Annotated in this window: 20 protein-coding genes and 1 pseudogene; 9 read left to right on the top strand and 12 right to left on the bottom strand. The window is 43.1% G+C overall.

Going from position 1 to position 23,356, the window contains the following annotated elements:
* Nucleotides 1-149: 149 nt before the first annotated feature.
* The 3 genes from C6W21_RS15200 to C6W21_RS15190 form a co-directional block, all read right to left on the bottom strand.
* The gene (locus C6W21_RS15200) at nucleotides 150-1,175 is read right to left on the bottom strand and encodes a quercetin 2,3-dioxygenase (protein WP_106056662.1); all 1,026 of its coding nucleotides are present in this window, start codon (nucleotides 1,173-1,175) and stop codon (nucleotides 150-152) included.
* Between the two features lie 80 nt (nucleotides 1,176-1,255).
* On the bottom strand, nucleotides 1,256-1,819 hold the full coding sequence (locus C6W21_RS15195) for a TetR/AcrR family transcriptional regulator (RefSeq protein ID WP_106051073.1): 564 nt from the start codon (nucleotides 1,817-1,819) through the stop codon (nucleotides 1,256-1,258).
* Between the two features lie 36 nt (nucleotides 1,820-1,855).
* Entirely contained in the window at nucleotides 1,856-3,337 is a 1,482-nt protein-coding gene (locus tag C6W21_RS15190; RefSeq protein WP_189318208.1) for an amidase, read from the bottom strand.
* 168 nt (nucleotides 3,338-3,505) lie between these two features.
* Here C6W21_RS15190 and C6W21_RS15185 point away from each other — a divergent pair, with 168 nt between their 5' ends.
* Complete coding sequence (locus tag C6W21_RS15185; protein WP_106056658.1) at nucleotides 3,506-5,137, top strand: S8 family peptidase; 1,632 nt, start codon at nucleotides 3,506-3,508, stop codon at nucleotides 5,135-5,137.
* A gap of 39 nt (nucleotides 5,138-5,176) precedes the next feature.
* On the opposite strand, the gene C6W21_RS15180 is transcribed toward C6W21_RS15185, so the two are convergent.
* Together C6W21_RS15180 and C6W21_RS15170 are read right to left on the bottom strand one after the other, a co-directional pair.
* A complete protein-coding gene (locus tag C6W21_RS15180; protein WP_106056656.1) occupies nucleotides 5,177-5,716 on the bottom strand; it encodes a ribonuclease FAU-1 family protein in 540 nt (179 codons plus the stop codon).
* A 364-nt stretch (nucleotides 5,717-6,080) separates the two neighbouring features.
* Nucleotides 6,081-6,629, bottom strand: coding sequence for a GNAT family N-acetyltransferase (locus tag C6W21_RS15170; RefSeq protein ID WP_106051069.1), 549 nt, complete (start codon nucleotides 6,627-6,629; stop codon nucleotides 6,081-6,083).
* A 213-nt stretch (nucleotides 6,630-6,842) separates the two neighbouring features.
* Between C6W21_RS15170 and C6W21_RS15165 the strand changes: the two genes are divergently transcribed.
* Entirely contained in the window at nucleotides 6,843-8,060 is a 1,218-nt protein-coding gene (locus tag C6W21_RS15165) for a multidrug effflux MFS transporter (protein WP_106051068.1), read from the top strand.
* A gap of 98 nt (nucleotides 8,061-8,158) precedes the next feature.
* On the opposite strand, the pseudogene C6W21_RS15160 reads toward C6W21_RS15165, so the two are convergent.
* Both C6W21_RS15160 and C6W21_RS15155 read right to left on the bottom strand, forming a co-directional pair.
* Nucleotides 8,159-8,330, bottom strand: a pseudogene (locus tag C6W21_RS15160) (transposase); the annotation flags it as partial.
* Nucleotides 8,331-8,870: 540 nt separating this feature from the next.
* Entirely contained in the window at nucleotides 8,871-9,293 is a 423-nt protein-coding gene (locus C6W21_RS15155) for a MerR family transcriptional regulator (RefSeq protein WP_106056654.1), read from the bottom strand.
* Nucleotides 9,294-9,528: 235 nt separating this feature from the next.
* Here C6W21_RS15155 and C6W21_RS15150 point away from each other — a divergent pair, with 235 nt between their 5' ends.
* Nucleotides 9,529-10,650, top strand: coding sequence for an NADH-dependent flavin oxidoreductase (locus C6W21_RS15150; protein WP_106056652.1), 1,122 nt, complete (start codon nucleotides 9,529-9,531; stop codon nucleotides 10,648-10,650).
* 230 nt (nucleotides 10,651-10,880) lie between these two features.
* Here C6W21_RS15150 and C6W21_RS19090 read toward each other — a convergent pair whose 3' ends face one another.
* The 4 genes from C6W21_RS19090 to C6W21_RS15135 form a co-directional block, all read right to left on the bottom strand.
* Nucleotides 10,881-11,042, bottom strand: a complete 162-nt coding sequence (locus tag C6W21_RS19090; protein ID WP_189318207.1) for a hypothetical protein — start codon at nucleotides 11,040-11,042, stop codon at nucleotides 10,881-10,883.
* Entirely contained in the window at nucleotides 11,039-11,626 is a 588-nt protein-coding gene (locus C6W21_RS15145; protein ID WP_106056650.1) for a DUF1700 domain-containing protein, read from the bottom strand. Before C6W21_RS15145 ends, C6W21_RS19090 begins: the two co-directional genes overlap by 4 nt.
* Entirely contained in the window at nucleotides 11,619-11,936 is a 318-nt protein-coding gene (locus C6W21_RS15140) for a PadR family transcriptional regulator (protein WP_106051064.1), read from the bottom strand. The genes C6W21_RS15145 and C6W21_RS15140 overlap by 8 nt, the downstream gene beginning before the upstream one ends.
* 102 nt (nucleotides 11,937-12,038) lie before the next feature.
* Nucleotides 12,039-12,869 carry a YitT family protein gene (locus tag C6W21_RS15135; protein WP_034320763.1) on the bottom strand — a complete coding sequence of 277 codons (831 nt, stop codon included), beginning with the start codon at nucleotides 12,867-12,869 and terminating at the stop codon, nucleotides 12,039-12,041.
* Between the two features lie 332 nt (nucleotides 12,870-13,201).
* Here C6W21_RS15135 and mmuM point away from each other — a divergent pair, with 332 nt between their 5' ends.
* Nucleotides 13,202-14,140 (top strand): homocysteine S-methyltransferase, encoded by a 939-nt coding sequence (gene mmuM, locus C6W21_RS15130; protein ID WP_106056648.1) that lies wholly within the window; start codon nucleotides 13,202-13,204, stop codon nucleotides 14,138-14,140.
* 46 nt (nucleotides 14,141-14,186) lie between these two features.
* The gene (gene mmuP / locus C6W21_RS15125) at nucleotides 14,187-15,590 is read left to right on the top strand and encodes an S-methylmethionine permease (protein WP_106051061.1); all 1,404 of its coding nucleotides are present in this window, start codon (nucleotides 14,187-14,189) and stop codon (nucleotides 15,588-15,590) included.
* Between the two features lie 183 nt (nucleotides 15,591-15,773).
* Here the strand turns inward: mmuP and C6W21_RS15120 are convergent, their stop codons facing one another.
* Nucleotides 15,774-18,443 carry a S8 family peptidase gene (locus tag C6W21_RS15120; RefSeq protein WP_106056646.1) on the bottom strand — a complete coding sequence of 890 codons (2,670 nt, stop codon included), beginning with the start codon at nucleotides 18,441-18,443 and terminating at the stop codon, nucleotides 15,774-15,776.
* A 179-nt stretch (nucleotides 18,444-18,622) separates the two neighbouring features.
* On the opposite strand from C6W21_RS15120, the gene C6W21_RS15115 reads away from it, so the two are divergent.
* Genes C6W21_RS15115 through mngB form a run of 4 tightly spaced genes read left to right on the top strand, consistent with a single transcriptional unit; the run spans nucleotide 18,623 to nucleotide 23,317 of the window.
* Entirely contained in the window at nucleotides 18,623-19,144 is a 522-nt protein-coding gene (locus tag C6W21_RS15115) for a PTS sugar transporter subunit IIA (RefSeq protein ID WP_223260991.1), read from the top strand.
* Nucleotides 19,141-19,470 (top strand): PTS fructose transporter subunit IIB, encoded by a 330-nt coding sequence (locus C6W21_RS15110; RefSeq protein ID WP_024424400.1) that lies wholly within the window; start codon nucleotides 19,141-19,143, stop codon nucleotides 19,468-19,470. The genes C6W21_RS15115 and C6W21_RS15110 overlap by 4 nt, the downstream gene beginning before the upstream one ends.
* A gap of 36 nt (nucleotides 19,471-19,506) precedes the next feature.
* The gene (locus tag C6W21_RS15105; RefSeq protein ID WP_106051058.1) at nucleotides 19,507-20,625 is read left to right on the top strand and encodes a PTS fructose transporter subunit IIC; all 1,119 of its coding nucleotides are present in this window, start codon (nucleotides 19,507-19,509) and stop codon (nucleotides 20,623-20,625) included.
* Between the two features lie 28 nt (nucleotides 20,626-20,653).
* A complete protein-coding gene (gene mngB / locus C6W21_RS15100) occupies nucleotides 20,654-23,317 on the top strand; it encodes a mannosylglycerate hydrolase (protein ID WP_106051057.1) in 2,664 nt (887 codons plus the stop codon).
* Nucleotides 23,318-23,356: the final 39 nt, after the last annotated feature.

The raw sequence follows: 23,356 nt of genomic DNA, 5'->3' as shown, positions 1-23,356 counted from the left end.
GCATTTCCTCCTTTAGCGCAAGTCATCTGTACATAGCTTCACCTTGAATGAATGGTTCATGCATCAGATCAGGAATATTTGAAAAACAAAAATAGCCCGTCGATAGGTTCGACAGGCGCTTATTCAATCATGTGTAACGCGTTACATATTTATCCTTTTTCGACAAAGACCAAATCATATTGAGACGAAGTCTCTCGATCGATCATCAAGTTCCCTTCTTGAATAAAATAAGGACATATACTCGGGCTTTGTGATTCTTCAAACTGCTCATACAACTGCTCAATCTTTCCAGGGAGCAGCAAAAGCAAAAATTTATTAGAAGGGGACACGAATTCATAAGAATGAATCGTATCCGGCGGTATATAGGCAAAGTCACCCGGCATCAGGCAAATATTCTCTCCGTTCAATTGAAGGTTCATTTTTCCTTCAACGCAATAGAATGCTTCTGTATGTACTTGATGATAATGCGGAGGAAAAAACTTTCCCTTCGCTCCTTCAATCACAAAATGACTGAACCTGCCTCCAGTTGTTTCTGTTGTTGCAATCAGCTCATGAAGCTGACCATCCACGATATATTGCTTCCCTTCACCAGCCTCTAATACGTAGGGCTGCACTGCCTGAGGGAGCTGACTATGAAATAAAACGGAGGGCTTGGTTGTATTTGATAGCTGCCGGATGCCATGCATCAATATGAGATCGCTTTCTTTTTCAGCTTGTTGAAAGCTGGCTGCATCGAAAGCATGATCAGTCATCAGCCATTCGTTCTGCTGAAGCCTCTTCCCAATTTGCTGATAGACATCTGTCATTTGTCCGCCCAACGTATATGAAATAAACCTTGTTTTGTGACTATGCATTCTGTAGCCATGAATCGTTTTGGGCGGGATATGAATATAATCGAAGGCTGTGACCATATATTTTTTACCGTCCAGTATCACTTCAAGCTTTCCTTCCAGCACAAAAATGGTTTCAAATAAGTGCTCATGACAATGAAGTGGAAAATAAGCTCCTTTCCCACCTGTGATTAAGACAAGCTCAAACAGCTGATTCGTTTGATTTGCTTCTGCCAGTACATGAACAAGCTGATTTTTTTCCAGCCCATACAGCTTCCCTGATCCAGACACGGTATAAAAATAGGTATCCTCGGATTGCTTGATCGATTGCGGTTGCTCCGACATCCCATCACTCCTCATGACTAATTGACTATCTTTATTATATAGACCAATTGATATAATAGATAGACAATATGCGAGAGATTTTACTCTTCTCGCATAAATAAGTGTCTAAGGTAACACTTTACGTGTTCTAACGGGGTCGTTTGTTTGAGTACTGTGGTCATCGATAGACCCCCAATCACCATTGAATGAAGGAGAGAAGCCAGTTCATCCGCTTTGTTTTCTTCATATCCGCTGTTCATGAGCTTTTCTTTCACAAGCTCTTGCCAGCGGATCATTTCTTGTTTGCATGCAGCATGAAGCTGCGTATGTTCTGGCTTGGATTCTGCCGCCAGCAAGACAATCGGAATCCCTCTTTCACTTTCTTGCTCCATAAATCCCCGAATGATGTTTGTCATAAAACTTTCAATGGCGATATAAGGGTCATCCGAATAGGCAAAGCTTTCTTCAATTCGATCGATGACCTTTTGACTAATATATTCAACGGCTGCTATGGCCAGCTCTTCTTTTCCGTTTGGAAAGTAATAATAAAGAGATCCTTTAGGCGTGCCGCTCTCTCTAATGATTTGATTCAATCCTGTCGCATGATACCCCTGTTTGCGTAAAAGAAGTGCGGCCGTTTGAATAATTCTATCCTTCGTACTCACGTGTGACACTCCTTTCCCTCCATAGACAAATGTGTTTCAGCGTATGATTTGATTTGTTCCTTTCCAAATCGAGGATGTCTCCATTCCGGCTGCCAGCCGAAGCAGCCAGTCCTCTTTACCCTTTGGTGCTGTCACCTGTACCCCTAAAGGCATGCCCGCCTTAGTAAGATGAACAGGAACACTCATAGAAGGCTGACCCGTTAAGTTGGCAAGCTGTGTAAATGGTGTATAGGTCAGACTCTTTAAGAACATGTCATAAATGAGATCCTGCTGCGCTTGCATTGAGAGGGATGACACACGTAAAAGTTCAGTGATTTCCTCTTTCGAATGCATCAGCTCACCAACCTTTGGAGCTGAATAGGCAGTAGCTGGTGTCACAAAGAGATCATAGGTTTGATGAAATGACGCCATTTGTGCAGCCGCCATATCCCATGCATCAAGACTTTCTGTATAGGCAGCAGCGGTTACATTCTTGCCAGCCTCCGCCAGCACCCAAGCCACGATGTCTGTTTCTTCTGGATTGACTGGACGTCCTAATGATCGAGCCAAGGACGTGAATAATGCAGACATTTCTCCGCTGTTCATGACGTAGTATTGCTGCATTAGATGAATCCCATCTATTGCCGGCTTGGCTTCTTCTACTTGGTGACCTTGATCACTCAGCCATTTCACTGTTTGCTGAACCGCCTGCTTCGCTTCCTCACTAACCTTCGTACCAACTGGAGATTCTACACTGTAAGCAATTCGCATAGAAGAGGTACGTTTCATCAGATCTTCTTGATAGCTGCCGTCGTATAACGGCGTTTGGAAAGCCGCTTCAGGCTGAATAACTTGAAGCAGATCAAGTAGTGCTGCACTGTCCCGCACTGTTTTTGTAAGTGTAAAGTCAATGGAAGCCCCTTGCCACTGTCTTCCTACGCCTGGTCCTACCGGCGTTCTTCCTCTTGTTGGCTTGAGACCGAACAAACCTGTAAAGGATGCTGGAATCCGAATGGACCCTCCGCCATCACTTGCTCCACCAGCAGGTACGATGCCGCTTGCAACAGCTGCTGCCGTCCCGCCGCTTGAACCGCCAGGGGAATAGTCAGGATGCCAAGGGTTCCTCGTTGGACCGTGTAAAGCAGGTTCTGTTACATTCCTTAATCCGAATTCTGGTGTGTTTGTATGACCCATCATGAGAAATCCAGCCTGCTTCAATCGCTGGACAAAGTGGGAGTCCGTTTTTGCCTTTACATCCTTTAACAATGCAGCCCCTGCTGTCAGCGGTTCATTTTCCAGCCCTTGCGATATATTTTTCAGTACAAATGGAACGCCCACAAACGGCTGATTCGTATGTAATGTCTTGCTCTCTTTTAATACTTGATCTTGTCTTGTCTGAATCACCGCATTTAGTTCAGGATTGACTTCATTCAATCTAGCAAATGCAGCCTGTACAAGCTCGTCTGGCGTTACCTGCTTATTCCGTACAAGTGCTGCCAAGCCAATCGCATCATACGTCATATACTCTTTTACGTTCATCAGCATATCCTACTTTCTCTTATTATGATCTCTCTATTGTCTACTAGATTTGTATGAATTTCAATTTCAGGTTACTTGTAAAAAAACTTTCTGACAAACAATATGATTCTTCTAACCATCCTTCTTATTTCTCCGATATAATAGAGAAAAAAAGACGGAGGTCATCGTATGCAAGGAGCCATCGCCTTGAAAAAGAAAATATTCGTCGTCATCGCGTTTCTTCTTGCGTTGACAACTGCTTTGCCTTACCATTCGCAGGCAGCTGCACCGCCAAAAGAAACAGATGTCATCATCGTCTATAAAAACCAAAAAGGAAAGCAAACGGCTATTGAGGAAAGTGAAAAAGTGAACGCACAGTACATACATCTTCCCGCTGTCGCTGTGACAGCAGATGAACAAGCGGTCACCTCACTCAAAAAAGACCCAAACATTGCTTATGTGTCAAAAAACATAAAGGTCAAACTCGCTTCTTCTACTATGAAAAAAACCGCTGCCGCTACGGGTCAGGATGTATTGGTTCAAAAATCTTACAACCTGAAAAAGCTGAATGTAAAGCAAGCGATCAAAGAAGGCGTCACAGGGAAAAATGTAAAGGTAGCCGTTTTAGATACTGGTATTTTCCCACATGAGGATTTAAAGGTATCAGGCGGTAAATCATTCGTGAACTACACATCTTCCTATAAAGATGATCAAGGTCACGGCACACATGTCGCGGGCACGATTGGTGCGCTCAATAACGATTACGGCACATTCGGCGTCGCTTCTGGTGTGAAGCTTTATGCTGTGAAAGTGTTAGATAAAAAAGGAGAAGGCGAGCTGTACAGCCTGCTTCGAGGCATCGATTGGGCGATCAGCAATAAGATGGATATTATTAATTTAAGTCTAGGTTTTGAAGACAATATCCCTATCTTGCGTTCAGCAGTGGATGAAGCATACAAAAAAGGACTACTTTTGGTCGCTGCAAGCGGAAATGATGGGAAGAAGAATTATATTAGCTATCCTGCCGCGTACAATAGCGTCATTGCTGTTTCCGCAACCACTGACAAAGACAAACTCGCGTCTATCTCAAATACAGGGAAAAGCATCGAATTTTCTGCGCCTGGCGAGAACGTCATCAGCACTTATTTAAAAAATGAATATTGGTATGCAACGGGTACATCACAAGCTGCACCGCATATCACAGGGATGCTGGCGCTGTTAAAGCAGCTTCATCCGAAGAAAACAAATGCACAGCTTCGCACCTTATTGCGCAGCTATACAGTGGATCTTGGCGCAAAAGGAAAGGATCCACAATTCGGCTATGGCCGCGTGCAATATGTACCGCAATCCACCTTTTTAAAGGCTGCGACCAGCGCTGTCAAAAAAGCCGAAACATCTAAAAAGCAGACAGATGTCAATCAAGCCAAAACGAAAATTGGCCGACTCACTGCAAGTAAACAAAAAACAACACTCACCGAACGGATGAAAAAAGTACAAGGAACCATTGATATCCGTTCCGCACGTGCAAAGGTCCAAACAGCCGAAAAAAACAAAACACAGGGCGCCATTAAAAGCGCCCAAACGGCCATCAAAAAGCTAAACAAAGGCAAAGAAAAAACAAGCCTTCAAAACCGGCTCGACAAAGTCAAAAAACAGGTCGCCTATCAAAAGAAGGTGACAGACGCCAAACAAAAGGTCAAAAAAGCGGAAGCCAAACGGACAAAGAAAACAAAAGCAGCAGCTCAAAGCGCTGTCAAACAGCTAAAAGCTTCCAAAACTAAAACCGACTTACAAAAGCGATTAAACCGTATCAAGGTCTGACAGAAAAAAACGATTCCTTTCAACGAGGAATCGTTTTTTCTATTTTAACATCGGCTCAAACAAACGATGATGATATCTTCCATCAGCATCTGCTCTCACTTGATCGAGTATGCTTTCTAACGAAGCCATCACACCCTCTAATGCTCGGCGCACTGAACCTTGTTCAAAATCCGCTAAGCTCCCTGGCAATTCATCCTCATCCAACACAAAGAAATGACCATTCGGTAGAACGAGAAGATCAATAATGAGGTCTTCATACATGACCAGCTGGCCGTTGAACCATGTATCCCCCACAATATTAAAATAAGAACCTAGCTCCTTCCCTTGATCATCCCTCCAGAAGTAAATATTGTAAGGACGATCCTTCCAATAATAGGCGGTCGTATAGCTCCCTTTTGGAATAGTCAGAGCACCATCACCTGATCTCATCGTAAACGTGTCTTCAATCTTGTGAAAAAGTACAGCCTGCTGCTGCTGTGCATCTAACAGCTGACAGGTATGTTCCACAACCTTCTGATCGTATTTGATTTTTCTCTCGATTACTTCATCCCAACGATCCGCATGTAGTGAAAACAACATGTCACAACTCCCTCTGCATCTAGTTTCTCTCTTTCCAGTATACACCGATATTTTTTGAAGAAATAAAGGGATGCTGCATTTACTTATGGAAGACCTATGATGAGGTGAAATAAATGAACGGAATCACGATTCTTGAATACCTTACAGAGCTTGGACAAATCATTCTCATTTTTTGCGGCTACGCCCTTTATTGACGGCTGGTGAAAACGAAGAGAGAACGAAAGCTGTCTCCTTACGAACGCGTGTTAAAATTCTTTGTCATGTTCGGTTTAATCTCGTGGGGGTTATCATATTGGGCGCTTGAACTGTGGGCGTAAATTGAAAAAAGGAAGAGCTGTCCATAGAGGACGTGCTCTTCCTTTTATTACGCGTGATGTGATGAACCAGCCGGCTGTTCTTTTTGGATGACATATTGATAGCTCTTGACATGCGTCCCATTTTGATTCACAAATTCTTTATCTAGTGCACGCTCAAAGCCCATTCTTTCATATAGACGAATGGCAGCCTGCATTTTATCAGATGTATGAAGATACAGGACATTTTCGCCCCATGATTGCGTTAGTTCAATACTTTTACGTAACAATGACTCTGCAATTCCTTTTCCCCTGACATCGGGATCTACCCCTAAAAACCGCACGATAGCTGATGTAATGCCCATTTCGGGTTTGTCATACGCTTGCTCTGATGACCGGAACATTTGAAGCGTCCCTACGACCTTGCCTTCAAGCTCCGCCACAAGCATCAGCTCCATGTTCGGATTATCTACAGCTGCTGCAAGCGCAGCAGAATAATTTTGCCAGCCTTCCTCTGTAAATTGAGGCTCATACTGTGAATAGGATTTGATTAGTACGTGTCTGATGGCCTCATGATCTTCTTTGACTGCTTGACGAATCATCAGCTCTTGCTGCTTCATGTCAGCACCTCCTGTTGTTTATTGCTAGATATACGTATCATGCAAATACTGCATGTCGATGACCTTGTTCTTTTCTCTACTCATTCAATGTAAAGAGTCTCATTCGAAAGATCAATCATTTTGCACGGAATCATTTTTGAAAATTTCCATTGAAAAGGAACGCTTGATTCATTATGCTGTTTTGAGGAAGTATACGAGGAGTGTAATGATCATATGAGTTCTTTATCTTATCCGCAAGAATCGAAAAAAAACCGATTTCTCCTTGCTGCATTGCTTGGGTCTTTAACAGCCCTTGCACCGCTTGCAATGGATATGTATTTACCTGCTTTGCCTAATATTGCACGCGATTTTGAAGCAAGCACCGCTTTGTCCCAATTAAGTCTTATGGCTTGTCTGATTGGACTGGCGCTTGGACAGCTGATTGCAGGTCCTATTAGTGATACGGTCGGCAGAAGAAAACCGCTGATGATCGGCTTAATCATTTTTATAGCCGCATCACTTTTATGTACAGTGGTCACGTCGATTTGGACGTTCATCCTCTTAAGATTGATTCAAGGACTCGCTGGTTCAGCAGGCATTGTCATTGCACGAGCCATTGTGCGAGATCATTATGAAGGATCAGAAATGACGAAATTCTTTGCACTGCTGATGTTGATCAACGGGGTTGCTCCGGCAGCGGCACCTATCGTGGGTGGACAGATTTTACGCTTCACAACATGGCAGGGTGTGTTTGTTATACTAGGAATTCTCGGGGCGTTGATGCTGATGAGATCCATTTTTTCACTACAAGAAAGTTTACCTGCGGAGCGCAGACAGACTGGGGGCTTTCAACAGATTGTTGGCGCCATGAAAATTTTAGCGAGTGATCGTCTCTTTGTTGGGTATGCCCTCTCGCAAGGTCTTGTATTCGCAGCGATGTTTGCCTATATTTCTGGCTCACCGTTTGTGCTCCAGGATCTTTTCCACCTTTCTCCACAAGGATTTAGTGCTGCCTTTGCGGTGAATAGTCTTGGCATCATCACGGCTGGGCAGGTATTTGCCCGCGTCGCAGCGAAAATCGGCGAAGAGAAGGTTCTTCGGATTGGATTGCTGACAGCTGCCTTAGGCGGCGTCACCTTATTTTTCATGATCTCCATTGATGCAGGATTGTATGGCATTCTCATTCCGCTCTTTTTTGTGGTCTCAAGCGTTGGGATTGTCGGCACCTCTGCACCGTCTCTTGCGATGCAGCATCACGGTGCGCATGCAGGGAGTGCGGCTGCCCTGATCGGTGTCGCGCAAATGCTGCTAGGCGCATGCATGACACCTCTTGTCGGCTTAGCCGGCAGCCAAACAGCCTTTCCAATGGGCCTGATTATTATGCTTTGTGACCTTGGCGCACTTTGTTGTTATTTCTTCTTTGTTGCCCGAGTAAAAAAAAGACCCGCATAAGCGGGTTCTGATTGTAGAGAAACTCATGTTTTTCTACGATCTTTTTTATTTTTAGCGTAAGTATGATGGAGAGATTTAATGAAAAAGGCCTCCCACACCTAGCCTAGCTTCGCTAGGTGTGTGGCAATCTTCTTCATGTTCTGGCACGCAGCTGTGAGGAGAACTTGCTCACTTACATTCTGTTTTCCCCTCAACCGGTAAGTAGCGAAGCCCATGCAGTTGTTTTGAATCTGCAAAGCTTCGCTCTATTTTTTCTTTTCTTTTTTTATATGGGTCCTATCAACAAAACGCGGAAAACATACGCTAAGAGAATTTTGGAATGAAAAAAGCCTATTTTCCCTACGCTAAGAGAGTAACATCAGAAAAATACGGGTTTACAACGGTAAGGAAATCCAAAAAAACGAGAAATTAGCCTCATATGTTGTATGATTTTCGACCGTATTTAACGTTAATAAAGATGCAAAAACAGACTATTTCCTATCTTTGTTTACTTGATATATATAGTTAATAATTATAGTTTCCAACTTAAACAACGATAGGATTTTACTTGGAGGGGTGGGTATGGATAGGCTGGCTTGCCTGCTGAAACACCTGCTTCAGTCTTTCAGGACCAATCATACCCACAGAGGCTCCAAGTCAAGCCCTTAACCTCTTATCTATGATTACATATAAACAAAGGTTAAAGGTGCACCATATCAATATTTTTGATCGGATACTATATATAAGCGCCCTTTAATGGAATAACTAAAATTTGATCTCAATCCAAAAATCACTTAATTCTTCTTCAACTCACCCGTTAGCGTAAGAACATTAATTCACAATCTTATTCTCCAGACCGTGACATTTAAAGTTATAATTAGGATTTTTCCTAACCTCTTCTTTCTGAAATTCATACATGGCTATTTTATAGTTTATTTCTTCCAAGTGTTTTAAGCTTTCTTCAATTTTCTTCTGCACTTCCAATTTATGCTGTATCAACATTTCTTCTCTTTGCAAGTAGGTAGAATTCCCCTCTTCATAAAGTTCCTTATATTCTTTTATTTTAGAAAGAGGCATTCCTGTCTCTCTAAGACAACGAATAAAAGAAATCCAATCGATATGTTGCTCGCTATAAACTCTACGACCTTTTTCATCACGAGTTACATTTGGCAGTATCCCTTGCTCTTCATAAAATCTAAGTGTCTTTGCAGATATATTCAAGTTCTCCACTACATATTTCATTGAATACAACATTACTTATCCCACCTTTAGTTACAGTTACTGTAACTAAAAATATATCATAAAGGAGAATTAAAAACAAAAATACTTTATATAATCATATGAAAATTAACGCTTTACTTCCCCTTACGTTAACCAATTACACTAAAGTAGAACTTCTAATAGGGATAGTTGTAACGGCTCAGAATGGTAATAATAGTAGTCAGATTTACTCAACATTAGAAGAATATTCGATAGAGAGGTTAAAGAGATGAATCAAAAATACAGTAGGTTATTTGAATCCTTCACATTCAAAAGCGGAATAACAATTAAGAATAGAATCGTCATGGCACCTATGACAACCTGGTCAAGTAATGACGACCTTACCATTTCGGATGACGAGGTAAAGTATTACAAACAAAGAGTAAATGGAGTAGGACTCGTCATTACAGGGTGTACTCATGTTACACCTAATGGGCAAGGTTTTACGAATGAATTTGCTGGTTACCATGATGAATTTACTCCAAGTTTACGAAAATTAGCTGATGCAGCGAAAAGTGGAGGCTCACCTGCGGTACTTCAAATTTTTCATGCAGGTAATAAAGCCCTGCCTGGATTGGATGCAGTTAGTGCGAGTGCATTGCAACCCGAAGTTACTAATTTAGGTTCAACTTCAGAAACAAGAGAACTATCACATGAGGAGATCTTGTCGATTGTACGTGCTTTTGGAGACACAACAAGACGAGCAATTGAAGCCGGATTTGATGGCGTCGAGATTCATGGGGCTCATGGATTTTTAATTCAGAATTTTTGGTCGCCAGCAACGAATCAACGGACGGACCAATGGGGAGGATCACTTGAAAATCGATTGCGTTTTCCGTTGGCGATTATTGAAGAAATCAAAAATGTCATTGAAAAACATGCTTCAAAACCATTCATTATTGGATTCCGACTCTCCCCTGAAGAATCCTCCAAAGAGGATGGGTTACGTATGAAAGACACGTATGAATTAATTGATTTCCTTGTTGGACAGGATTTAGATTATATTCATGCTTCATTAGATAATGTGTCTTCTAAGCCAGTAGATAGTCAAGATGAAAAAACACGGCTTGAATTAATTCTTGAAAGAGCAAACGGTAAGGTGCCTGTGATGACTGCTGGTTCCATAATAACACCGGATGATGCTCTTAAAGCTATGGAATTAGGATTGCCGCTAATCGCCATTGGTCATGCGTTAATTATGAACCCCGATTGGGTTGAAAAAGTCGCAAATGGACGTGAAGCCGAGATCGCTTCAGAGTTGAACATTTCGAAACTCGACCAGCTTAATATTCCACAAAAACTATGGAATGTTATTCAAGCAATGCCAGGTTGGTTTAATATTGGTAAATAAAAAGTAGCCCATAGGACTACTCAGACCGTAGACAAACCCCACCTTTACTTGAAGTAAAAGTGGGGTTTTCACTTATTTTGATAAAATATATCAGTCGGCTTACGCTGGACATGGTCCTTTATAAAACGGAGAGATGGAATCTTTAAGGAAAAAATAAAGCTGTCGAGATTGTCTCGACAGCCTGAATCCGCCTAAGCGTGTTTTTTTCATCTCATGATGGCGTGGGCGTGCTACCAATTGATGGTGCGGAAAACGTTGTTCTCGTCATTTGTGTGATATGCATCTAGGTCAAAGCCTGATAGTCCAAAACCAATCGCCGTTACCATACCTCCAACAACGGTGAAAATGATGCCCCAGGTAAAGCATTTCTTCTTTAATTCATTTACCTTCATATTCTCACGACCTTCTTTCTAAACATCCCCATGAATGCCTTACTGGTTTGGACAGTCATCTGCGCGAATAGCTTTGTCATATACACCGTGGCGATGCCGCATATTAATCCTACACCTAATAGTAGGATACCAAGCCCAAACTGCGTCACCACCACATGAAAACCATCCTGATAGATAAACGGAGAACCAATGATGCTCCAACACCCTCCAAGCAGACCAGACAGCGTCAATGCACCTGTCACGAGCGGAATGCACCAAATCACCATATATACAGAAAGAATCAGCAGGATCACGGCAGCTAAAATACTTCCCCATAAAGGAAAGCCTAAAATGAGGATCGAGAGCCTTGTGATTTTTTCTCCGAGCGTCGGCACCTCCACGGTTTTAATTCCTTGTTCTTTCCTAATACCCTCAGCGATGATTTCAGGGTGTCCCACTTGATGAACAGCTTCCTGTTCACTGTAGCCATCTTCCTGATAATCCTCAATCATTTCATCGTAATATTCGATGAACCGATCACTTTCTTTTTCGCCTAGACGATGCAGGTGCTTCTCTAAGCTGGCTAAAAATTCTTTTTTATTCATTGCCCTGTCCTCCAGAAATAAAGTCGTAAATCGCCATCACTTGATCCCATTCCGCTAAAAAATGCGCCATATGCTCACGGCCGCTTTTTGTCATTCGATAGTACTTTCTTAATCGACTGTTATGTTCCTGGGAATAGGTCTCTACATAATTGTTTTGTTCTAACCGCTTTAATATCGGATATAATGTCGATTCTGAAATCTCAATACAATGGGACATATCTTTAATGATTTGATAACCATAGGAATCGCCTTTCTTTAATACCGCCAGTACACAGAATTCCAGTAAACCTTTTTTTAATTGTGCATTCATGATTACAACTCCTAACCATTTATACTATACAATACATAGTATCATGTGACAAGAGGTATAGAGTATAAAAAAAAGACCCTAATGGAATCGGGTCTTTCGTTTTTATATATTCACAAATCCTTCTCCAAACACATCACGCACGTCATGGACAACAACGAATGCGTCTCGATCAATTTTCTTGATGATTTTCTTTAGGCGCATGAGCTCTTGTTTTTGAATGACTGCGTAGAGAATCTCCTTCGATTCCTTTGAATAATGACCGCGCCCGTTTAAAATCGTCACACCTCGGTCCAGGGTGTGATTGATTTCTTCGGCAATATCATCTTTGCATGAAGATATAATCGTCACTGCCTTTTTCGTGTTAAGTCCTTCTATCACGAAGTCCATCACCTTTGTTGCCACGTACAGCATCACAATGGTGAACATTAATTTTTCTGCACCAATAATAAAGTAGGAAGCAAATACGACGATCAGATCAAAGAACAAGATGGCATAGCTCACGTTCCAGTCTAAATACTTGTTGGCAATTCTTCCGAGAATCGCAGAACCCGCCGTTGTACCGCCTGCTCTTAACACTAGACCAATTCCAATACCGATGATAATTCCTGCGAAAATCGCTCCAATGATCAATTCATGTACATTCACGACCCATGTTGTGGTCAGGTGTAAAAATAGGGAGTTACTTGCGACGGCAACCACAGTATAAATCGTCGTCTTCTTGTCCAAATATTTATACCCTACAAGCAGCAGGATGGCATTAAACACTAGGTTTGTCAGCCATGGTGCAATTTCAAACAAATAATAGAAAATGATGGACAGCCCCGTAACACCGCCTTCACCAAATTCAAGCGGAATGACAAACATGTTCACTGCTGCGGCAAATAAAAAAGAACCAATCAGAATCATTGCGATATCTTTTACACATTTTTTCAATTTCTTTCCTCCTTTTTTAAGCATATAAAAAACCCTCTTTCTACACGAAAGAAGACAGCCGTTGGACAAAATAAAAATCAAAAGACAGCGCCTTTTGATGAAGCTTTCTGAAATGAACCTTTCCATAATATATATCTCTTTTTAGAGGCTGTCAATGACTTGGTTTTCTATTATTTTGACTGCATGTTTATGCACCGAAACCCGCATGTTTTCAAGGTTTTTCTGCGATATCATGCTTTTTCCTCTCCTTGACAAAAACACTTTAGTCATTTAAACTACTGCCTCATATCATATCCATCATTTCCGACTAAAAAGGAGGGTGTTCAATTCCGATGAATCCTATTCAAAGCCGTTTACAGCCTCATGCACCTTTGATTTTAGATGGTGCACTAGCAACGGAGCTTGAACGAAAGGGCTGCGATTTAAACGATCGTTTATGGTCAGCCAAAATACTCATTGAACAGCCAGAATTGATTCAGCAAGTACACTTGGATTACTTCCAAGCCGGAGCTGACTGTGCCACAACAGCCAGCTACCAAACAACGATTGATGGCTTTGCTGAAAAAGGCTATACAAAAGAAGAAGCCATTGAACTGATGAAACGATCTGTCACTTTAGCCAAAGAGGCACGCGATCTTTTTTGGCAGGATGAAGCGCATCGTAAAGGGCGGACAAAACCATTTGTCGCAGGATCTGTGGGGCCATTCGGCGCTTATTTGTCTGATGGTTCAGAATATAAGGGAAATTACGGACTCACAGAGCAGGCACTCATTGATTTTCACAGACCAAGAATTCAGGCATTAGTAGAAGCTGGTGCAGACATTCTTGCATGTGAAACGATCCCTTGCTTAATTGAAGCAACGGCCATCGCAAAGCTGCTGCAAGATGAATTCAGTGGTGTATGTGCTTGGATTACATTCAGCGCGAAGGATGACCTTCATATTAGTGAAGGTGATTTGCTCAGAGAATGTGTACAAGCATTGGAACCTTATGAACAGATCGCTGCTGTTGGTGTAAACTGTACGCCGCCGCAATTTATCTCGTCTCTCATTCAAGAGATGAAAAAGGGGACGAGCAAGCCGATTGTCGTGTATCCAAACTCAGGGGAATTATATGATCCTGAAGAAAAGGTATGGAGCGGGGAGACGCCTCAGCATACATTTGGTGAATGTGCGCATCAATGGTATAAAGACGGCGCGCATATCATCGGCGGCTGCTGTCGGACGACCCCAGAAGATATCACAGACATCTTAAACCAAACCACATCATAGCACCACGAATCATCACACATACTTCTAAGCAAAAGGGCGGGAAGACATGGAACAAGCAAAAGATCAGTCACAACAATATCAACGAAAAATGACGAGCCGCCACCTGTTCATGCTTTCTCTAGGCGGCGTCATTGGAACAGGGCTCTTTTTAAGCTCTGGATATACCATCAATCAGGCAGGACCCGCGGGAACGATCCTTGCCTATCTTGTCGGAGCATTAATTGTGTACCTCGTGATGCTCTGTTTAGGCGAGCTGTCTGTCGCAATGCCGGTTACAGGGGCCTTTCATACGTATGCAACAAAATATATTGGACCCGGCACAGGCTATACAGTCGCTTGGCTGTACTGGCTGACATGGACAGTGGCACTCGGATCGGAATTTACAGCGGCAGGGCTTTTAATGCAGCGCTGGTTCCCAGACACTTCGGTTTGGATGTGGAGTGGCGTTTTTGCTCTTCTCATCTTTTTACTCAATGCTTTTACAGTTAAGTTTTTTGCAGAATCGGAATTTTGGTTTTCCAGCATTAAAGTAATGGCTATCATTCTCTTTATTATCCTTGGCGGAGCTGCGATGTTTGGCTTGATTCCATTAAAGGGCGGTGAGGCCGCTCCGTTCTTTTCTAACTTCACTGGAGAAGGCGGTCTTTTCCCAAACGGCTTTTTGCCAATTTTAATGACGATGCTGGCCGTCAATTTTGCTTTTTCAGGTACGGAGTTAATTGGAATTGCTGCGGGTGAAAGCGTCAATCCTGACGAGACCATTCCAAGAGCGATTCGCACAACCGTACTGCGTCTTGTCTTGTTTTTCGTTGGAACGATCGTGGTCTTAGCCGGCTTGATCCCAGTGGAAGAAGCCGGGGTGATCAAAAGTCCATTTGTTGTAGTGTTTGATCGAATCGGGATTCCATATGCTGCAGATTTCATGAATTTTGTCATTCTGACGGCGATCTTATCTGCCGCAAACTCGGGACTATACGCGTCATCCCGTATGCTCTGGTCACTTTCTGAGGAACGGACACTGCCTAAAAAACTGGCGAAGCTGACATCAAAAGGGATTCCTTTGAATGCACTGATTTTAAGTATGATCGGCGGTATTCTTTCTTTATTATCAAGTGTCATCGCACCAGAAACGGTATACCTTGTCCTTGTTTCGATCTCTGGACTGGCCGTTGTGATCGTGTGGATGGGGATTGCTGCCTCACAGTTGATGTTTCGGAAACGTTTTTTACAGGAAGGCGGGCAGCTCCATGATCTATCCTTTCGAACCCCGTTCTATCCAGTCGTTCCGATTGCTGCCTTCCTCCTCTGTCTTGCATCTGTGATCGGCATTGCCTTTGATCCCAATCAGCGGATTGCTCTCATCTGCGGCATCCCTTTCATCGCGCTCTGCTATGCTGCCTATTATGTGACAGCTTGGATTCAGAAAAAACGAGAAGAACCTGGTGTATAGCACCAGGTTTTAAGATTGTTGACAAAGGGCTAAAATTTTAATTTAGCCCTTTGTCTTCCTTTTAAGTGTGATAGAAAACCTTTGAAGTCTAGGAAGGGCGACCGGAGCACAGTCCTGACAACGAATGCGAGGGTTTGTCTACACGCTGAAACTTCCCTTTTTTTAGAAAGGGAAGTTCTCCTCTTACTTTTTCACAACAACAACCTTCACCGCTTTGCTTTCTCTTTTTCTCACATCAGAAGCGGTCACATACAAGACCGTTTTGGCTTTTTGCGGTTTTATTTGAGCAGTAAATGCGCCCTTGTTATTCGTTTTCACCGTTTTGATGACTTTCTTAGATTTGTTTTTCACTTTAATGGTCAATCCTGCACCCGCAGTTCCTTTGACCGTTTTACTTTTGACCGTTACTTTGCCCACTTTCGGCTTAGCTGGTGCTTTGCCTTTTTTGACGACTGTTTTGAGTGTTGTAGCGGCCTTTCCTTTTGAAATCTTAATGTGAAGGACTTTGTTTTTATTTTGATGCTTGATCTTCACGCTAAAGGTTCCCTGTTTACCTGCTGTGCTTTTTCCAAGCAAGGTTTTGCCTCTATACACAGAAATAGCAGCGCCGGCCTTTGCTTTACCTGTCACCTTTTGATGCTGATCCTCCACTTTGCTCACAGATGCATTCAGTTCGACAGCACTTAAAGCAGCAAATGCATTCAGTCTACCATGTCCTGTCATCCAATCGACCCCTGGAATTTTCGGATCGACAATTGGCTCATCGTTTTCATCATAGAAAACGTCATCTTTTCCATCAACAGATGTAAAGGAGATGTTATCTGCTGTGCTTTGCAAGATATTCCTTACTTGATTCGGCTTCAAGGTTGGATTTTTAGAAAGAAGTAATCCTGCTGCCGCTGCCACATATGGTGTCGCCATTGATGTCCCGCTCAGGTATGAGACATTCCCATCTGGCATTAAGCTTGGAATATCAGACCCTGGTGCAGACATGCTCAGTCCTTTACCGTAGCTTGAGAATTCAGCGGCAATATCCATACGGTTGCTTGCGCCAATGGCCATTGCGTATTTTGATGTCGCAGGATAGCCCATTTCTGGAACGCCATCATTTCCACTCGCCACGACCACTAGTACATTTCTTTGAGCCGCGTAGTTCATTGCATATTCAATCACCCGGCTGTAGTAGCCGCCAAGGCTCATGTTGATGACCTTTGCGCCTTTATCTACTGCATGCTTGATTCCAAGTGCAATATGCTCTGTATCTCCAAAACCATAGGCGTCCAGCACCTTCACCGGAATGATGCCCGTATGTTGATTGAGGCCTGCCATGGAGTAATGATTATCGGCTTTTGCGGCAATGATGCCGGCCACATGCGTACCGTGTCCATTGTCATCAATCGCATCTTTGTTTCTTCCAATGAGATTCGCACCTAAGTCCGTACGAACAGCCCCGTTTAAATCAGTCAAACGGCTATCTACACCTGTATCCACAACAGCAATCAATGTTTGCTTCATTTTGCTTGTGCCAACCAGTGTATTCATTTGCTCAAACTTGACATCAGCGCCTTTTTTTCCGCTGTTTTGCGCACTGTTTTTCAGCGGCCACTGGTAACCATACTGCACGTCATTACTCAGTGCACGATAGGTTTGAACAGGCTCCGCAAATTCAACATTCGGCATGCTGGACAGCTTTCTTGCAGTGCTTTTGATGACAGCTTTGCCTGCTTTTAAAGTCTTTCCAGCTGATTCTTGCCCTGCTGGCACATCATAGACATACATTCCTTTAAACAAAGGACTTACTGACTGCGATGTCACGCGGTTTTCTTGGATTCCATAGCTTTTCATCTTCTTTTTCGCAGATTGAAGCGTGTGGCCATCCTTTAATTTAAAAATGATCTTATTCGTCTTCACTTTCTCTTCTTTTACAAGCTTTTGCTTCTCTAATACATAACCGATCGATTTTCCTTCAAGCTGATCGATTCCAATTTTTTGACTCACTGCTTCTAATTCCTTCTTTAAATAGGCAGGACTTGCTTCTTTGAGCATATCAAAAAGGGAACGGATCGCCTGTTGTTCTTTCTCTGTCACGATATGACCGCTAAAAGCACCATTTTTCTCTACGTCATTTAGCAGTGACTTTAATGTAAGCAGATGATTGTATACCTTTTGCTGCTCATTTTTTTGTTTGATGAGCTTCGATTTGAGAAACGGCTTTGTTTTTTGAAGCACACGGCTCAGCTTCTGACCATTGGCTGTTTCATTAAAACGTTTATCTTCGATTGTACGAATCGATTGGAGAATTTCGCGCCCGTACTTTTTCTCAATAATAATGATGTCAGGCTCATCGTCTTCAGGGAAAACGGGTTCAGAAGGCGGAAGGTTAGCTCCTTTATACCCGATTGTATAGGCCGCATCCTCTTCCTCATCACGGCTGTCTTCCTCCGAACCTAAATAGAGTACTTTGACAAAGTAAGGACCTGACCATGCATGCGGAAAGTCGATCTCTGCCTCTCCACTTGCAGTGTCCACACGATATCTGGAATAAGTGTCATCCTTCGTCGCTCTGTCTTTACTTGGATAGACCGATACGGACAACACTTGTTTACTTTTTACAGAAATTTTCATATGCGTATGTTTTGCCACCTCTTGTGCAGATGGCGTGATTTGGTACCATGACTCTTCCTTTTCATTCTGTAATGTACCTGAAATGACTTCACCATTTTTTAACCCAATGGCTTCATTGACATTTGTTCCTTTACTGGCAGCTGTTGCCTCGTATCCAGGAATTGCTGCCATACAGAGAATGATGGCCATGAGTACGACCACACAGGATTTGACCTGCTTTTTGAACATGAAAAGACCCCCTTATCTTTTATGATACCTTGGAAGAATATCACAGAAATACATTTAGTAGAATCTGTTTTTTACATAATTAAACTCGTTTTAAGCTAGGATTTGAGATATACAGACAGCAAGACGAATAGCTTCATAAACTTTTTGCCATTTCAAACGGAAAATGATGCTATTTAACCATGCCGAAAAGTACATTACAATCAACTTGTAAGCGCTTAACAAACAAGAGAGAAGGGATCAGCTTGTTCCAAAAAGATCATGTTTTCACACAAGTAAACGGACGATCAAAGAATGAGATTTTACAATACATTGCCGAGAAAGCTGAAGACCTTCAGATTACAAACGATCAGACGGGGTTATTATCAGATTTGTTGACTCGCGAAGACGAAGTCTCAACAGGACTTCAGCAAGGCTTCGCTATTCCTCATACAAAAAGCTCTGCTGTACAAACGGCTTCACTTCTTTTTTTAGAGCTAGAACAGCCTATTGAATGGGGAAGCTTCGACGATTTGCCCACAAGCTATTTATTTACACTGCTCGTTCCATTAGAAGAAGCAAATGTCACACACCTGAAATTACTGTCAGGGATTGCGACAAGCCTCATGGAACCGGCTTTCATCGAAAAGATACAAGCAGGTCAAACCGCTGACTATTATTACGAAGTCATTGAACAACAATTGAAAGAGGGGATTACACAATGAAAATTGTCGGTGTCACTTCATGTCCAGCAGGGTTAGCTCATACACCAATGGCAGCAAAGGCGTTAGAGAATGCAGGTAAACAGCTCGGTCACGAGATCAAAATCGAGCAGCAAGGGATTATGGGACAGGTAAATGGCATTACAGCAGAGGAAGCACAGCAGGCTGACCTTTGTATCATTGCCTCAAATCAGCATATCAACGATGCGGAACGTTTCTCAGGCATTCCCACAGTACGTGTCGAGATTGGACGCGCATTAAAAAATGCCGAGCAAATCATCACAAAAGCTGTAGCACTTGTTGAAAAGAAAAAATCTGAATCTCAATAAACGTGAGCAATGCCATTTAGAAAGGAGCAAAGCAAAATGAAAGCTAAATTAAAAGTCATTGAAGGCCATCTCATGACCGGTATTTCTTATATTCTTCCTGTGATCATCGGCGCCTCACTTATCGTTGGTTTAGCAAAACTAGTCGGATTAGGATTTGGTGTTTCAGATTTAAACGCCTATAAGGATGCTGGCGGCATTTTACACGGCGCCTATTTAATGGAGCAGGTTGGCTGGACAGGCATTGGCTTAATGAACGTCCTGCTCGCTGGATTTATCGCCTATTCGATTGCGGATAAATCAGGGCTTGCGGCCGGTTTCATCGGTGGTGCCCTTGCCAGCTCAACGAATGCTGGATTTATCGGTGCCGTTATTGCAGGCTTCTTCGCAGGATATGTCGCTCTTTTTGTGAAACGAAAAATTCAAATTAAAGGCTCCGCAGCCGGACTTGTTCCTCTGCTCATCTTACCGCTTATTACCGTTGGCTTAACCGGACTTCTCATGTCTGTTCTGCTAGGCGGGCCATTAGGCGCTTTGAACACGGCATTAATTGAATGGATTAAAGGTATGGTCGCTGACGGCACAAGCACCCTTGCACTCGCTCTCATTCTAGGTGCGATGATTGGCTTCGATCTTGGCGGCCCAGTGAATAAATCCGCTTGGATGGCTGGTAACGCACTCTTCCTGTCAGGCGTCTACCTCCCTGCCATTCTCGTCAATATTGCGATTGTCATTCCGCCGCTTGGATACGGGCTTGCGACATTGATTCGAAAACGTAACTTCTCTCCAACCTTTAGAGAAGCCGGACGAGGCGGGCTTGTCATGGGCATTATCGGTATTACGGAAGGGGCGATTCCTTTTACCCTCGTCAATCCTTTGAAATTGATTCCGCTGAATGTCGTCGCTTGTGCTGCTGGAAGCGGTGTCGCTGCGTTATTAGGTGTCCATGACATCATGCCTCCAATTGGCGGGCTATACGGCTTCTTCTCAGTCGGAAACTGGTGGGCTTATTTAATCGGAGCTCTTACCGGCGCACTCGTCATCGGTATTGGTGCCAACTTGCTAGTGAATTTCTCTGAGAAAAAAGAACCAAATAAACCAGAAAATGAGCAGAAGCAGAAAGAAGAAGACGATTTTGACCTTGTGCTAGAAGGATAATTTGAACAAAGAAAGGTGTCGTTAATCAATGACTGTCAATGTACATGTGATTCCACATACTCACTGGGACCGGGAATGGTATTTCACCACCTCCCGCTCCCGTATCTACTTAATGAAAAGCGTAATGGACATTTTAGACACCCTTGAAACAGATGAAAGGTTCCATTACTTCATGCTCGATGCCCAGGCCTCCTTATTGGATGATTACCTGAAATGGCGTCCAGAGGATGAAAATCGAATCAAAAAGCTCGTCACAGCCAAACGTCTCATCATCGGCCCATGGTATACCCAAACCGACCAGCTCGTCATTTCAGGTGAATCGATTGTACGGAACCTGCAATATGGGATTGAACGCTGTCAGCAGTTCGGTCATGTGATGAAAGTCGGTTATGTCCCTGATTCCTTCGGTCAATCCGCACAAATGCCTCAAATTTACCGCGGCTTCGGCATTGTGGATACGGCTTTTTGGCGCGGCGTTTCAGACCATATGACGAATCACACTGAATTCAATTGGCAAGGAGCTGACGGCAGTGAAGTCTTTGCTGTGAATCTGCCATTTGGCTACTACTACGGTGGGAATATTCCTGAAAAGGATGAGGACTTACAAGCCTTTTTATCTGAAAAAATCGGCGCGCTGCAAGCAAAGGCAACCACAAAGAATGTCTATTTCCCAAATGGCTTTGACCAGGCACCGATCCGCAAAAACCTGCCTGATTTATTAGAAAAAGCCAATGAACTGGACAAGCACCACTATCAAATCAGCAGTTTAGAAGATTACATTGCAGCAGTGAAAAAAGAGCGGACGTCTTTTGAAACATTAGAAGGAGAGCTCATTCATGCAAAGCATATGCGGATTCATAAATCTATTTTTTCAACACGAGCTGATTTAAAAATCTTAAACAATCAAATTGAAAACTATCTCGTCAATGTGATGGAGCCCATCCTAACGATTAGCTATTCACTCGGACACGACTATCCGCATGATACGGTTCGCGATATTTGGTACCTCATGTTTGAAAATGCAGCGCATGACAGCATTGGCGGCTGCAATAGCGACACGACGAATCAAGATGTCTTCTTCCGCTACAAGCAGGCAAAAGAAATCGCCGAGAATCTTGTGGACTTACACATGCGCCTCATCGCCATTCGACTGCAAACAGAGCAAGAAATCACGTTTACTTTATTTAATACACTGCCTTCAAAGCGTTCTGAAGTTATTGAAGTTGAAACCTTTATCACAGAACGTCCTTTTACACTAAAAGATGCCCATGGAAAAACGCTTCACTACACAGTAAAAAGCAAAACCGATGTCACAGATTATGTGCTGGCACAGCAAATTTCTCTTAACCCAAGTAAAGATGTGTACATGCCAAAACAAGTATGGAAAGCCATTCTGCTGATTGAAGCCGCCAGCTTACCGTCCGTTGGTTATACACAAGTCAGCATGGTTTTCGATGAATCAAGCGAATCTGCATGGGAACAAACAGAAGGACGCGCGATTGAAAATACGTATTACCGCATAGCGGCAAATGACAACGGATCGCTGGACATCACAGATAAACAAACAGGCCGGACATTCTCTGAGCAAATGACCTTTGAAGACAATGGAGACGATGGAGATTCTTACAACTATTCCCCACCGCGTGAGGATCTGTATGTGTCATCCAAGAACCTTTCTTCTGCAGACATCGCAGTATCTAAAAGCAGCTTGCAACAAGAGCTGACCATCCAGCTTCAGCTCACTGTCCCGTATGACTTAGAAGAGCGCTCTCAGCAATCGGTCACGACTACACTCCCGATCACAGCGAAGGTGGCATTAAACAAAGATGAGCCTGTCATCCGTTTTCATGTCGATGTCGACAATCATGCGTTAGACCATCGTCTGCGTGTCCTCTTTGATACAGGCATCGCATCAAAGGTATCACTGAGCGATCAGCAGTTTGGAACCATCGAACGCCCAACAGAGCTCACGCAAGAGCTTGAATGGTGGAGCAATGAGCATTGGGAAGAAAAACCGATCACCATTGAACCGATGCAATCCTTTACTGCACTTCGTGATGAAGCATATGGTGTCGCTCTATTGACCGACTGTGTGAGAGAATACCAGATCACAGGAGAAGGCTACACAACGATTGCGTATACGCTCTTCCGCTGTTTCGGAAAAATGGGGAAAGAAAATCTTCTTTACCGTCCAGGCCGCGCATCTGGGGAAAAAATTGTTGAGACACCTGACGCTCAGCTGCAAGGTGCACTGTCGTTCTCATTTGGCATGCACTATAGCAAGGACGCTGTCAGCGAGGGGCACTTAGCGCAGCTTGCTAAGCGGTATACCACCCCAGTTCAATGCTACGAACGGGCAGACTTTTTAAACGGTCGTTTAATTTTCTCTTTCCGAGATGAAAAAGAAGACTTACAATCTACTTATAGCCTGCTTGACATTGAGACAGACGGAGCCATTCTAAGCGCTCTAAAAAAAGAAGAGCATGGAACAGGCATTGTCATCCGTCTCTTCAATCCATATTTAACGCGTCAAACAGCCGCTTCAATCAATAGTTCATCTCTACAACACGGAGAAACAGCGAATTTAGGCGAAACACCTGAAGGACATATACTCAAAGCACAACATGGATCATTACACATTGAACCGCTCACACCTTGTCAGGTACAAACCTACATTGTAAAGAAAAAATGAACATGTAGGGGCGGGGTCCATTTGGATTCCGCCTCTCTT

Source organism: Bacillus sp. NMCN1 (genome assembly GCF_002998085.1).
In the GTDB taxonomy this organism is placed as follows: Bacteria; Bacillota; Bacilli; order Bacillales; family Bacillaceae; genus Bacillus.
Note: the sequence above shows the minus strand (reverse complement) of the source record. Positions and strands in the feature narration are given on the sequence as shown.